General features: G+C 36.1%; 11 protein-coding genes. 6 read left to right on the forward strand and 5 right to left on the reverse strand.

Translation table 11 applies throughout. The features are described 5' to 3' along the window. From ACY651_RS09100 to ACY651_RS09110, 3 genes are all read right to left on the reverse strand, one after another. Nucleotides 1-548: LytS family sensor histidine kinase (locus tag ACY651_RS09100; protein WP_462251895.1), on the reverse strand; the 548-nt coding region annotated here is incomplete at its 3' end. 19 nt (nucleotides 549-567) lie between these two features. Further along, nucleotides 568-2,940 (reverse strand): TonB-dependent receptor, encoded by a 2,373-nt coding sequence (locus ACY651_RS09105; protein ID WP_462251897.1) that lies wholly within the window; start codon nucleotides 2,938-2,940, stop codon nucleotides 568-570. Nucleotides 2,941-2,957: 17 nt separating this feature from the next. Beyond that, nucleotides 2,958-3,530, reverse strand: coding sequence for a hypothetical protein (locus tag ACY651_RS09110; RefSeq protein WP_462251899.1), 573 nt, complete (start codon nucleotides 3,528-3,530; stop codon nucleotides 2,958-2,960). A 126-nt stretch (nucleotides 3,531-3,656) separates the two neighbouring features. On the opposite strand from ACY651_RS09110, the gene ACY651_RS09115 reads away from it, so the two are divergent. Continuing rightward, complete coding sequence (locus ACY651_RS09115) at nucleotides 3,657-4,685, forward strand: phosphodiester glycosidase family protein (RefSeq protein ID WP_462251901.1); 1,029 nt, start codon at nucleotides 3,657-3,659, stop codon at nucleotides 4,683-4,685. A gap of 95 nt (nucleotides 4,686-4,780) precedes the next feature. Beyond that, a complete protein-coding gene (locus tag ACY651_RS09120; protein WP_462251903.1) occupies nucleotides 4,781-5,311 on the forward strand; it encodes a DUF4382 domain-containing protein in 531 nt (176 codons plus the stop codon). A gap of 89 nt (nucleotides 5,312-5,400) precedes the next feature. On the opposite strand, the gene ACY651_RS09125 is transcribed toward ACY651_RS09120, so the two are convergent. Continuing rightward, the gene (locus ACY651_RS09125; RefSeq protein WP_462251905.1) at nucleotides 5,401-6,366 is read right to left on the reverse strand and encodes an ROK family protein; all 966 of its coding nucleotides are present in this window, start codon (nucleotides 6,364-6,366) and stop codon (nucleotides 5,401-5,403) included. Nucleotides 6,367-6,449: 83 nt separating this feature from the next. Beyond that, a complete protein-coding gene (locus ACY651_RS09130) occupies nucleotides 6,450-8,171 on the reverse strand; it encodes an MFS transporter (RefSeq protein WP_462251907.1) in 1,722 nt (573 codons plus the stop codon). Between the two features lie 200 nt (nucleotides 8,172-8,371). On the opposite strand from ACY651_RS09130, the gene ACY651_RS09135 reads away from it, so the two are divergent. From ACY651_RS09135 to ACY651_RS09150, 4 genes are all read left to right on the forward strand, one after another. Continuing rightward, nucleotides 8,372-9,790 carry a glycogen synthase gene (locus ACY651_RS09135; RefSeq protein ID WP_462251909.1) on the forward strand — a complete coding sequence of 473 codons (1,419 nt, stop codon included), beginning with the start codon at nucleotides 8,372-8,374 and terminating at the stop codon, nucleotides 9,788-9,790. A gap of 93 nt (nucleotides 9,791-9,883) precedes the next feature. Further along, complete coding sequence (locus ACY651_RS09140) at nucleotides 9,884-11,161, forward strand: glucose-1-phosphate adenylyltransferase (RefSeq protein WP_462251911.1); 1,278 nt, start codon at nucleotides 9,884-9,886, stop codon at nucleotides 11,159-11,161. 116 nt (nucleotides 11,162-11,277) lie between these two features. Next, nucleotides 11,278-12,636: an MFS transporter gene (locus tag ACY651_RS09145; RefSeq protein ID WP_462251913.1), complete on the forward strand. Its 1,359-nt coding sequence runs from the start codon at nucleotides 11,278-11,280 to the stop codon at nucleotides 12,634-12,636. Continuing rightward, entirely contained in the window at nucleotides 12,633-13,640 is a 1,008-nt protein-coding gene (locus ACY651_RS09150) for an alpha-amylase family glycosyl hydrolase (RefSeq protein ID WP_462251915.1), read from the forward strand. The genes ACY651_RS09145 and ACY651_RS09150 overlap by 4 nt, the downstream gene beginning before the upstream one ends. Nucleotides 13,641-13,700 lie beyond the last annotated feature (60 nt).

Here is a 13,700-nt window from a genome sequence, read left to right on the forward strand (position 1 = left end):
TTATTAAAAAGAAAATGCGGATTCACCTGCGTACGTAAAGCATTTAATTGTGCGGCTAAATTTTCTCTTTTTAAATTTTCAGTTTCTTCAACAGTATGGCGCAGCTGATGCATAAAATAAATACTCTCATAAATAGCAATGATCATGATGGTACAAAAAAGTGCGGCAGAGTTCGAATGAATGACCAGATCTGCCTGACTAAAAAATGCTGCATGTTCATCTGCAAAAATATTTTTGGTAAAAATACCCATAACAGTATTTGCAGTAACCGTAAAAATAAACATCACTAACGATTGAAAAATAATTCGATTTCGTACTGCATCAAAAAGCGGGAATTTTTTGCGGCTGTAAATCATGATGTACCGGTTACCTAACCAAATAACGGTAGTAATCATCATCGTGGTAAAATATTTATCCCAGGTTAAAAAAGGAGCTTTGTTAAAACGGCAATTGAAAAAAACGATGGGAATAATAAAACTCAACAACGGAATGCCGATAATAATCAGTAAGCCATCATTAAATCCTATTCTGCAATTGTGTTTCTGCATATTGTAAAGTTACAGCAATCTAAAAAGTAATTTGATAATTTATATTGGGGAAAAATCCTATCTGGCTAATCTGGTTTATTGTACCTGTTTTTGGGTTGAGTGTTCTTACATAAATATTTTCTCTTGCCGTAAGATTTTGCAAATCTACATACCACTTTTGAGTAACTTTTCTAAGATTACGAATGTAAGAAAATTTTAAATCCCAGCGGATATAAGTATTGTTTTGTTCACCGTAAGCTTCATTTTCTTTATACATAACATACCCGGCATTTTTGGATGCTGTAATATCAAATGGAGTGTAACGCTGGCCACCGGTAACGGTTAGTTTACTGTCGATACCAAAAGTAGTTTTGGGGTTAAGTTTAAATTCTTTTCCGCCCAATGCATTAATAACAAAATTGCTGTTGAAGGCTGTGTTGCGCCAAATATTATCGCTGCCTTTATATTTAGATTGAAACACAGAAGTTGTAAATAACCAGTAGAAACCTTCATGCAAAAAACGTTCAAGCGTTATTTCAAAACCATAATTATAACCTTTGCCATTATTTATTAAATTGGTTTTATCAGGAAAACCAAAATCGGTACCGGAGTTTAAAATACTAAAACTGCTGGCTGTTTTTTCTACGGCAGCATTGTAAATGTACTGAGCATATATTTCGGATTTTAAACGGAACTGTTTTGAAAAATTAATATCGTAACCAATAACACCATGAACACTCTTTACAAGACCAAGATCTTTATTGGTAAATGCTGTTTGTCCAAGATTGTTTTTTGATTGGTAGAAATAAACTTCCAGCGGTTGTGTTTGGCTGTGCAGGCCTGCACCAAAAGAAAGGGATTGATTTTGTTTAAACTGGTATTTTAAATTCCATCTTGGTTCCATGCTTTGGGTATTATTTATAATAAACTGCTGGTAATATATTCCTAAGTTGGAAGATAACTTGTCAGAAAACCGGTGTCCTAAATTTGCAAAGGCTTTTATAAGCGTTGCTGTTTCGTTGCTGTTTACAAGTGTTACCAAAACAGAATCGCCATCTTTAATATAATCCTGTTTTAATTTTAGCTGATTAATATCTGCTGCAATGCCTGCTGTAAACTGGCTACGTGAATTAAATTTTTTATTGAAATTGTAACCGGCAGAATATTTTACCTGTTCATTTTTTTTATAAAAAGCAGGAGTGTTTGGTTTGTTTAATTCCATAATTTCTTCAGTGTATTTTGAAGAAAAACCTGAAACAGCCAGCAGCAATTTTCCTGATGTACCCGAGTTAAAAAAGTAAGTATTTGATAAACCAAGTACACCTGTAAGTGATTTAAAATCTCTGTCTCTTACACTTCCATCATTGCTGGAATATAAATTATCTTTTCCCTGGCTCTCCGGCGAAAAATGAATATGACTTTCTCCTCCCAAACCAAATAAGCTAAAAGTGCCCATGTTTTTTGTTGGAAGATTTATTTTAAAATTAACATCCTGGTAATAAGGCGTTGCAGAACCGGTACCAAAATTAAGACCGATCTTTTGCAATGTTGCCACCATTGAGTAACGGTAATCTACAAGGTAAGATGCTTTAGTTTTTTTATTCAATGGTCCTTCTGCTCCAAATTCAAACCCATTAAAACCCATCTGTCCTAAAAATTCATTCTTCTCATTATTGCCATTACGCATTTTTAAGTCGAACACACCAGCAATCGCATTACCATATTGCGATGGAAATGCACTGGTTAAAAAATCGGAATTTTTTAAAGTGTTGATATTTAAAATACTTACCGGGCCACCTGTAGAACCGAGTGTGCTAAAGTGATTGGGATTGGGAATATCAATACCATCCATGCGCCAAAGCACACCTGCAGGGGAGTTGCCACGAATGATAATATCATTTCTTCCATCATTAGTACCGCTAACACCGGCAAAATTTTGCGCCATACGGCTGGGGTCGCTACGTGTACCCGAATAGCGAAATGCTTCGTCGGTACTTAACTGTCTGGCGCTAACAATTGCTGCTTCATTCAATGCCCTGGTTTTAGATTTGCCCGATTTTAATATTATCTCATCTAACTTTTTTATTTTTTCTTTTAAACGTATTTCCAGCACCACTTCTTTGGAAGACGTTACTTCTATATTTTGTATCAATACATCTTCGTAACCAATTGCGCTTACCCTAATGGTTTGCCTGCCAATGGGCACATTTACTAATTTAAAAATTCCTTTATCGTTGGTTATGCTGTTCAGTTGTAATGAAGCATTTTCTACCGATACAGTTATGTTTTGCAACACATTACCAGATTGTTCATCTGTAACAATACCTTTTATGGTTTGTGTTAATAAAACATTTTGAGCATTGGCAATAAAGGAATAAAAAAATAACGTAGCCAGGAAAATTATCTTTCTCATAAAAATTTAATTCTAAATTATTTTATGGAATAGCTGTTATAAGTTTCAATTGCACCCTGCATTTTGGCAATATCTCCGTTGGCAGCTTTAGCTTTTTCAATAGCTTCTGCACAGCCAATAAGGTCTGTGTCAATAAATGATGCTACTGTTTTTTTAGTAAGAAGTTTAAGTTTTTTATCAGCATAAATAAAGTAATCACCAATTTTTCCTTCTGTACCGCTGCTAAAAATTGGCTCTGCGCCATTGTAAGAAACCTTACCAGATGCATTACTTGATTTTTGCAGAAAATTTAATTTCCCTGTAGAAAGGGTTTTAAAAAAATCGCCATTGATGCAAATAAAATTTTCTGCATCTTTTTTAACTCCATTTATATCGGCGCCTTCGTAAACTTTTTTATTGTTGCCCGATGCATCAATAAAAGTCACTGATGCCGATTTTTTAATATTGTCTTTTATGTACCCGGATTGAACTGTACCATCGGCCAAAGTAATACTTGCTTTAGTGTACCCTTCAGGAGTGGAAGTTTGAGCATTGACTGTTGCAGTTAAAATGCATAATGCCATTGCTAAAAAAGTTGGTGTAATTTTCATGACTGTAAATTTTGGTGTTTGATAAAATGGTTAAATGTAAATTTGATACTGCAAGAGTAATTGGGTAAATTCGATATTTACAGTAAAAAAGAGTGAGCTGAAGAAAAAACGGAGTGAATTGTACTGTTGGAACAATTTAAAAATACAAGTATGCTGATGAAATGTATCAGGCTAATTTTTATAATATTTTTTTCTGTTGGTGCAAACTTAGTAATTGCCCAGCCAAAGTGGGTAAATGTAGATGAGCAGTTTCAGCCATTACCTAAAAACTTTCATGTATATAAAACAACAGATAGCCTGGATGGTAAACCTTTTATTGCCTACTATGCCGAGGCAAAATTAAAAGACAAAAATTTAGATTTTACAACTGACACAACGTACAAAAGAAGGCTTACACCAAAACAGTTTTTTGAAAAAAATAATAACCCTTTGCTGGTGGTGAATACTACATTTTTTTCTTTTGCTACCAATCAAAATTTGAATGTGGTAATTACAAATAGCAAATTAGTTTCTTACAATGTGCATACCATTGCAGGCAGAGGAAAAGATACCTTCACTTACAGGCATCCGATGGGCAGTGCAATTGGAATTTCTAAAAAGAGGAAAGCAGACGTTGCATGGCTGTTTACAGATTCGCTACAAAGATCTACCTATGCTATGCAACAAATTAGGCCGGTATTAAAAGATAGTATTTCAAATATTGATTTAAGAAGAATGAAAAGTATTATTCATCCTAATCCAGAGCCTTATGCCCCACCATATTTTTCTTTCAATAAATGGAATATGAAAACAGCAGTTGGCGGTGGCCCGGTACTTGTTCAAAAAGGCACAATAAAAATTACTAATAATGAAGAATTAAAGTTTACTGGTAAAGCCATTGATGATAAACATCCACGAACATGCATGGGTTATACAGCAGATGGCCGGTTAATAATAATGGTTATACAGGGAAGGTTTGCCGGTATTGCCGAGGGTGCCACACTTACGCAGCAGGCAAAATTACTGGTTGCCCTTGGCTGTGAGGAAGCATTAAATTTAGATGGGGGTGGCAGCAGCTGCATGCTTATTAACGGTAAAGAAACCATTACACCGAGTGATAAAGAAGGAGAAAGGGCTGTACCCGCCGTATTTATAATCAGTCAAAAATGGCTTTAACTTTTACAAAATATATTATTTACACTCATACAACTTTAGTTTAAGCAACTTTTGGCATGATTTTTTCAACTTAGTACCAAACAAAATCTACTAAAATGAAAACATTAAAATTTATTGCACTGGGTTTAACTTTAATGGCTGGTACAGCTATTGTATTTATCTCTTGTAAGAAAGACAGCGAATCTACCTCCACCTTACAGATAAGATTAACTGATGCCCCAACTGCATTTGACGAAGTAAATGTTGATATAAGAGAAATTAATGTAAAATTCAGCGATGATACCAGCGGCACAAATGGATGGGTTTCTATGCCAACCAATGCTGGTGTTTATAATTTATTAGGGTTGCAAAATGGAGTAGATACACTTTTAGCGTCACTTGTTTTACCACAGCAAACCGTTAAAGAGATACGCCTGGTCCTTGGCCCAAACAATACCATAAAGGATAACGGAACTGTTTACCCGTTAGTTATTCCAAGTGGGGCACAATCGGGTTTAAAAATAAAAATAAGCAAAAAATTAGCTGCCACTTTAGAAACTGTATTAATTGATTTTGATGCAGCTCTATCTGTAAAAAAAGAAGGTAACGGAGATTATAAATTAAGGCCGGTATTGAAAATAAAATAATTTGGTATAAAATAAATAATAAAAAATGCAACCAGCTTCTGGTTGCATTTTTTGTATGTCTAATATTTTAGCAAACTAAAAAGAATACATTATTTCTCCCACGCCAAAGCACTTGCCCCCAAAATTGCCGCATCCGATTCTTTTAAATGGCTCACCAATATTTTTACTTTATTTTGAAAAACCTGTATCAGGTTTTCTTCCATGTGCTTTTTGGTGGGTTTTAAAATTAAATCGCCGGCTTTGGTTAAGCCACCAAATAACACTATGGCTTCGGGGCTGCTGAACATTATAGCGTTGGCTAATGCCAGGCCTAATATTTTTCCAGTAAATTCAAAAATTTCCAACGCTACTTTATCGCCCTGTATGGCGGCATCATATACTGCTTTAGAATCTAATTTATCTTTTTCTACATCTCTTAATAAACTGGGCTCAGTTGTTTTTTCTAAAATTTCTATCGCCGTATTTCTTACACCTGTTGCAGAGGCATAACTTTCTAACGAGCCTTTTTTACCTGTACCGGGATGAAACCTTCCGTCAGGTATAACAATAGTGTGACCCAATTCACCAGCAAATCCATCATGACCATAAATTAATTGCCCGTTGGCAACAATACCGCTTCCTACACCCGTACCCAAAGTAATCATTATAAAATCTTTCATTCCTTTTGCAGCACCATACATCATTTCTCCAATAGCCGCAGCATTGGCATCGTTAGTAAGTGTAATGGGTAGTTTAAATTTTGCTTCCATTAATTCTGCTAAAGGAATAATTCCTTTCCACGGCAGGTTAGGTGCATACTCAATAGTACCTGTGTAGTAGTTGCCGTTAGGTGCACCTACGCCAATGCCTTTTATTCGTCCGGCACCGCCTGCTCTTTCAATTAATTCCGAAAGTGCTTCATACAATTCATCAATAAAACTATTTACAGTTGCATGTTTTTTGGTAGATATTTCACTGCTGAATAAAACATTTCCCACCCTGTCCACAATACCAAACTTAGTTCCGGTGCCGCCAATATCAATACCAATAACCAATTGTTCCAAAGCTGTTGCCATAAAATAAATTTAAAAAGTCAGCCCCGTAAAAGCGGGGCTGATAAAGTTATGAATTATAAAATGATATTTATAATGATAAAATATTAATGTCCGCCGCCCTCAACTTTTGCATCATAATCTACACCCTGTCTTTTTAAAATGCCCTTAACAACAAAAGCAAAAAAAGCTAAGTAAGCAAAACATAAAACTGCAATCCAGTAGGAGTTATGAATTCCAAAACCATCAACAGTTGAATTTGCCTGCAGGTAATCCGCAATTTTTCCCTGTATAGGAGGAATAATACCGCCACCTAAAATCATCATAATTAAAAAAGCAGAACCTTGAGTAGTGTATTTCCCTAAACCGGCAATTGATAAAGTAAAGATGCATGGCCACATAATGGAACAAAATAAACCGCCACTTAAAAATGCATAAATAGCAACAGTACCGGTGGTTAATGTACCAATTATCATTGCAATAACCCCCAGTAAGCTAAATACCAATAACGTTTTAGCGGGTTTATCCTTGCTTATAAATGAAGCAGCAATTTGTACAATTACGCAAACGATATAATAATACAAAGGCTTCATATCGTAACCTGCAATTGTATTAACACCAATAATAATTAAAAACGCAATTAGCGGAACAACAAATAATAAAATATCTTTTGTTTGTTTACTCATTTTAAATGCACCAACTGCGCCAGCCCAACGGCCAATCATTAAACTTCCCCAATACATGGCAATGTACGGTGTAGCTTCTGATGCCTGGAAACCGCCAAAATCTTTATGTCTTAACAGTTCACCTAAATTGCTTCCAATGGTAACTTCTACACCTACATAAAAAAAGATTCCTAACATACCCAGCACTAATTGCGGGTACTGCATGGCGCCCCATCCTTCGCTGTTCTTTTTTGCCCTTAAATTGGCAAACAGCAAACCAAAAACAACCACCGCCAATGCTCCTAATAACCATTTCATCCTGTACGATTCAAGAGCATGTTTTTCAACTTCTGTTGCATTAGTTAAATCAGTTCTGTAACTGCTGAAAACCGGGGCAAACATTATTATCAGTAATCCGGTCATTATAATTAAAGTATATAAAGCTTTGTTGGCTTTCTCTGTTTTTTCTTCCATTATACCAGAGGGCACTTTTTTGGAAAAATAAAATAAAGCTGCAGCTCCTATAAACAAAGCGCCTACACAGGTATACAAGGTTATTACCTTGCTTAAACTAAGCGAAGCAATTTTTTCGTCGGTAATAGCTGCCGTTGTGCCAAACAATGCAAGTGCAACAACAATTGGCCCAATGGTAGTACCAAAAGAGTTTACTCCACCTCCCAGGTTTACACGTGTAGTTCCTGTAGATGGATCTCCTAAAGAAATGGAAAATGGCTGTGCTGCTGTTTGCTGTAAAGAAAATCCCAGTGCCACAATAAACAACCCGGTTAGCATACCTGCAAACGTGTTAGCGTTTACTGCAATAATCATTGCCGCTGCACCCACTGCTGAAAATAATAAGCCGTACACAATGCTTTTTTTATACCCCCATTTACCTACAAGGTCTTTACCGCCAAATGCGCCGTATGCAAATAATATTAATGCCCCCACATAATAGGCAGTATAAAATGCAAAATCAATTAACTGGCTTTGAAACTGATCTAAATGAAAGTAATGTTTACAAAATGGAATGAATACACTGTTTCCGGCAGCTATAAACCCCCAAAAGAAAAACACGGTAACTAATGTCCCCAAAGCACCGTAATTGGTTTCTTTAATTGGTTTAATTTCCTGCAGGTTTATCAAATCTTTTTGTTCAGTTGGCATATCGTTAGGTTTTAAGTGGCGTAAAATAGAATAATTTACTGGTTGCAAAAAATTTTGCTTGTATTTAAAATGATGTAATTTATATTTTGTGTAAGGTATCTGGATAAAATTTTATTTAGCCAATAGTAGATTATTAATTGTATTATTTGCTTTAATCAATTAAAACTTACTAAATTGTAATCGGAATATTATAATTGCTAATGATGGAAATAATTCACGTAACTGCAGAATGTTACCCTTACGCCAAAGCCGGCGGCCTTGCCGATGTTGCAGGTGCTTTACCTAAATACCAAAACGATTTAGGCCATATTGCCAAAGTGGTGATGCCTATGCACCGCACCAAATTTTTGCTGGATAATGAATGGCAAACCGTACACAAGGGTTCTTTTACCATGGGCCAGTATTATTTTGATTATACCATCATCAAAGAAAAAACCAACAAACTCGATTTTGATTTATACTGCGTAGATATTTTTGGTTTGTTTAACCGGGAAAAAATTTATGGATACGATGATGATACAGAAAGATACACTGCTTTTCAAATTGCGGTGGTGGATTGGTTAAGCAAATGGCAGCACCGGCCTGATGTAGTGCATGTGCATGATCATCACACCGGGCTTATCCCTTTTATGATGCAAAACTGTTTTGCTTACAGGCAGTTAGCAACAATTCCAACTGTATTAACTATACATAATGCACAATACCAGGGTTGGATGGATTGGGGCAAACAAAATTATATACCTGCTTACGACAGCTGGCAGTGGGGCAAATTAGATTGGGAAAAAAATATTAATCCCCTGGCATGCGGAATAAAATGTGCGTTAAAAGTAACCACGGTTAGTCCCAGTTATATGGAGGAGTTGAAATATAGTGCCAACGGATTAGAAAGTTTATTTGAATACGAAAAAGGAAAATGCACCGGTATTTTAAATGGTATTGATAACATAGTTTGGGATCCTGCAACCGATACTTATATTTTAGATAACTTTTCGATAAAAGACGTGGATACAGGCAAAAAATTAAACAAGAAAAAATTATGCGACGATTTTGGTTTGGATATTGAAAAGCCTCTGTTTATTTTTATTGGAAGATTAGTAGGAGAAAAAGCAGCAGAGCTGTTACCCCAGGCTATTAATGATTCTATTTATCATATGAATGGTAAAATGAATTTTTTAATTTTAGGCAGTGGCGACCCGGGAGTGGAACAGCAGATGGAAATAATGAAGAGCAGCTTAGTTGGATTTTATAATTCTCAAATTGGATACAATGAAAAACTGGCGCACCAAATGTATGCCGGTGCCGATTTTTTATTAATGCCCAGCAGGGTAGAACCTTGCGGACTAAACCAAATGTATGCATTGCGGTATGGTACTATGCCGTTAGTAAGAAGTACTGGTGGATTAAAAGATACCGTAATTGATTTTGGCGACCCTGGTGGTTTTGGTATTCGTTTTAATGAAGCCAGTGTGGGTGATATTACCTATTCTGTTTACCGGGCAACTGAATTATACAGCGACGTAAAAAAACTTACAGCCCTGCGAAAAAAAATGATGCAAATAGATAATGGCTGGGAAGTGAGTGCAGGACGGTATATTGAATTGTATGAGTCAATTTTGTGAAACTTAAAATTATTGAAAAATTAAATTTTCTTTAGCCTTCAAATACGATTGTATCAAAAATATCAATACATTTAATTACAAATTATAAATAGCATGGACTCAAAATCTGTAGTAGCAGTAATACTTGGTGGTGGCGCAGGCTCACGCCTTTATCCTTTAACCGCCACAAGAAGCAAACCGGCAGTGCCTATTGCAGGTAAATACCGCCTGGTAGATATCCCCATTTCTAATTGCATTAATTCAAGCATTAACAGAATGTATGTTTTAACACAATACAATTCTGCATCACTGAATAAGCACATTAAAAATACCTACCAGTTCAGTGCTTTCAGTAAAGGGTTTGTAGATATTTTAGCAGCCGAACAAACCCCCGATAGTTTAGGTTGGTTTCAGGGTACAGCCGATGCAGTTAGGCAGTCGCTTAAACATATTGGCAATAACGATTTTGATTATGTTCTGATTTTAAGTGGCGATCAATTATACCAAATGGATTTTGGTGCTATGATTGATAATCATGCGGCACAGGGTGCGGATATTACCATTGCCACCATTCCTGTTGGCGAAAGGGAAGCGCCGGAGTTTGGCATATTAAAATCTAACGAAGAAAATGTAATAACATCGTTTATTGAAAAACCTAAAAAAGAATTATTACCCGAATGGATCAGTGATACCGGCGATGAAATGCAAAAGCAGGGCAGAAATTATTTAGCCTCAATGGGTATTTATATTTTCAGCAGAAAATTATTGTTTGATCTGCTGCAAACAGAAAAAAAAGATGCTACAGATTTTGGTAAAGAAATTATTCCTTCTTCTATCGAAAAGTCGAAAGTTATCAGTTACCAGTACGACGGTTACTGGACGGATATTGGAAATATTTATTCTTTCTTTGAAGCCAATCTTGCATTAACATTAGAAATTCCTTTATTCAATTTATTTGATAACAGGAATGTGGTGTACAGCAGGGCACGTATGTTACCACCTGCAAAAATTAGCGGCACTACATTGGAGCATACATTAATTGCCGAAGGTTGTATAATAAATGCCAGCCGTGTTGAAAACAGTGTGGTTGGTATCCGCAGCCGCATTGGCCAGGGCAGTACAGTGGTAAGTTGTTACATGATGGGAAGTGATTATTACGAAACCCTCGAAGAAATAAATCACAATGCCGAGAGAAGTTTACCCAAATTAGGTATTGGCGACAGGTGTTATATTAAAAACGTAATCATTGATAAAAATTGCCGCATTGGTAACGATGTACGCATTAATGGAGGTCCGCATTTAGCAGATGCCGATCATTCTTTATTCACTGTAAAAGATGGAATTGTGGTATTGAAAAAAGGAGCGGTGCTGCCTGATGGGTTTGTGATATAATCCAGCAAAATTATTAAACAATTTATACTACATCCTTTTTTTAAGGATGTTTTTTTTTGTAGTATTTTAAAAATGTGTATTTTGTACACAATTAACGATAAACCAAAACGATTGCTATGTCCGATTACAACCAAACTATTTTTGAAGATCTAAAAAAAGAGTCCAGGCCACCTTTACCATTATCAGAAATCATCAACATGAGTGTTGGCTTTTTCGGTATTCAGTTTGGTTGGGATTTACAAAGGGCCAACATGGGCCGCATTTACGAAAACCTTGGTGCCAATCCTGATGATGTGCCGCTTTTATTTTTAGCTGCTCCATTAACAGGTTTACTCATTCAACCCATTATTGGTTACATGAGCGACAGAACATGGCATCCAAAATTTGGCAGAAGAAGGCCCTATTTTTTTATTGGAGCTTTGCTGAGTTCTATTGCATTAATTTTTATGCCCAACAGCAGCGCCTTATGGATGGCTGCAGGGTTGCTTTGGGTGCTGGATGTTTTTGGAAACGTTAGCATGGAGCCTTTCAGGGCTTTTGTTACAGATAAATTACCCGATAGCCAGGTAAACAAAGGATTTATAATGCAGAGTTTAATGATAGGCCTCGGAGGTAGTATCGCATCTTCTTTACCCTGGATTTTTAAAAATATTTTTAGTGCAACCAATACAGCAGCGCAGGGTGGCATTGCACAAAATGTGCGATGGAGTTTTTATACCGGTGCATTTTTCTTTTTTGCAGCAGTTTTATATACTGTATTAACCACTAAGGAATATCCGCCTGCAGATGTGGATTTTAAAGAAAAAGTAAAAGAAAGTAATAAAGGTTTTGGCGGCGGTGTAAATGAAATATTTGGAGCATTGGGTAATATGCCAAAACGTATGCAGATTGTTTCGCTGGTACAATTTTTTACATGGCCGGGTTTATTTTTAATGTGGTTTTATTATACTACAGCTGTTGCTACCAATATTTATGGGGGCGTAAATAATGCTGATCCGGTTTATGCAAAAGGTGCCGACTTTGCAGGATTAACATTGGCGTTTTATAATGTGGTAACCTTTGTGTTTGCATTTATCCTGCCATCTATTGCAGATAAGTTAGGCAGAAAAACTACACATGCCATTTGTTTATTGTTTGGCGCTTTAGGTTTAATAAGTGTGGGTTGGGTAAAAGATCCTAAAATGCTTTATCTAAGTATGACGGGTGTAGGTATTGCCTGGACGAGTATTTTAAGTATGCCGTACGCAATGATAAGTGGAAGTTTGCCCAGAGATAAAGTAGGTATCTACATGGGTATTTTTAATTTCTTTATTGTTTTGCCCGAAATAATTGCTTCATTAGGATTTGGAAGTATAATGAAAAACGTTTTGAATAACGACAGGATTTTAGCTGTGCAAATTGGCGGTGTATTATTTATTATTGCCGCAGCAATATGTTTCTTTTTTATTAAAGATGAAAAAAAAAATAATGCATGAAGACAATAGTTTTTTTTATTTTTTACTTTTTATTTAGTGTAAGTTGTTTTGCTCAATCAGCCGATGCTTATAAAATTTATCCTTCACACTGGTACACTGGTATGAAGTGGAATAAGTTGCAGTTAATGATACACGGCGATAAAATTGCTGATCATTTTCCTATGATAAAGATGGGGCCAAAAGGAATAAAATTGGCAACAGGTGTAAATCTGTTAAAAATTAATCGTGTTGAAAATGCCAATTATATTTTTTTAGATATTGTAATTGATGCATCAGCAAAACCCGGTAAGTTTAATTTTCCTTTTTTAAAAGATATTAAATTAGACTACGAATTAAAACCCCGCCGAAAAGGTAACGGAAGAGCATTTGCACAGGGCCTTTCTTCTAAAGATTTTATTTATTTAATAATGCCCGACCGCTTTAGCAATGGTGATGAGAGTAATGATAAAGTTGCAGGCATGAGAGACCAATCGCTAAACCGTGATACTGTTTATAACCGGCATGGCGGCGATTTAAAAGGCGTACAAAATCATTTAGATTATTTGCAGCAGTTAGGGGTTACAACAATCTGGTTAAATCCAGTTTTAGAAAATGATATGCCCGACCGTACTGAACATGGTTATGCATTTACAGATCATTATAAAATTGATGCAAGACTTGGTGGTAATGAAGCGTATCAAAATTTAATAGATGCTACACATGCTAAAGGCATGAAGATAATTCAGGATGCAGTGTACAACCATGTGGGCTCATATCATATCACAGTTTTAGATCCGCCAATGAAAGACTGGTTGCACCAATGGGAAACTTACACCAATACCACTTACAAAGACCAGGTTTTATTTGATCCCTATGCCAGCAAAAAAGAATTTAAACAAATGGCTGATGGATGGTTCACCAAACAAATGCCTGATCTTAATCAAAACAATCTTTATGTTGCCAATTTTTTAATTCAACATGCTTTGTGGACGGTAGAAAATTTTGGCACTCGCCGCCCGACTTGATCACGTCCTTGGCGCGGTCGGTGAGGCGCAGCGTGTTGTCGGGGTGAATGACGGCGATGT

This window comes from Ferruginibacter sp. (assembly GCF_031391665.1).
Taxonomy (GTDB): domain Bacteria; phylum Bacteroidota; class Bacteroidia; order Chitinophagales; family Chitinophagaceae; genus Ferruginibacter.

Coding starts and splice junctions, on each gene's coding strand:
- ACY651_RS09105 (WP_462251897.1), bottom strand. CDS start 2,940: ATGAGAAAGATAATTTTCCTGGCTACGTTATTTTTTTATTCCTTTATT.
- ACY651_RS09110 (WP_462251899.1), bottom strand. CDS start 3,530: ATGAAAATTACACCAACTTTTTTAGCAATGGCATTATGCATTTTAACT.
- ACY651_RS09120 (WP_462251903.1), top strand. CDS start 4,781: ATGAAAACATTAAAATTTATTGCACTGGGTTTAACTTTAATGGCTGGT.
- ACY651_RS09125 (WP_462251905.1), bottom strand. CDS start 6,366: ATGGCAACAGCTTTGGAACAATTGGTTATTGGTATTGATATTGGCGGC.
- ACY651_RS09130 (WP_462251907.1), bottom strand. CDS start 8,171: ATGCCAACTGAACAAAAAGATTTGATAAACCTGCAGGAAATTAAACCA.
- ACY651_RS09135 (WP_462251909.1), top strand. CDS start 8,372: ATGATGGAAATAATTCACGTAACTGCAGAATGTTACCCTTACGCCAAA.
- ACY651_RS09140 (WP_462251911.1), top strand. CDS start 9,884: ATGGACTCAAAATCTGTAGTAGCAGTAATACTTGGTGGTGGCGCAGGC.
- ACY651_RS09145 (WP_462251913.1), top strand. CDS start 11,278: ATGTCCGATTACAACCAAACTATTTTTGAAGATCTAAAAAAAGAGTCC.
- ACY651_RS09150 (WP_462251915.1), top strand. CDS start 12,633: ATGAAGACAATAGTTTTTTTTATTTTTTACTTTTTATTTAGTGTAAGT.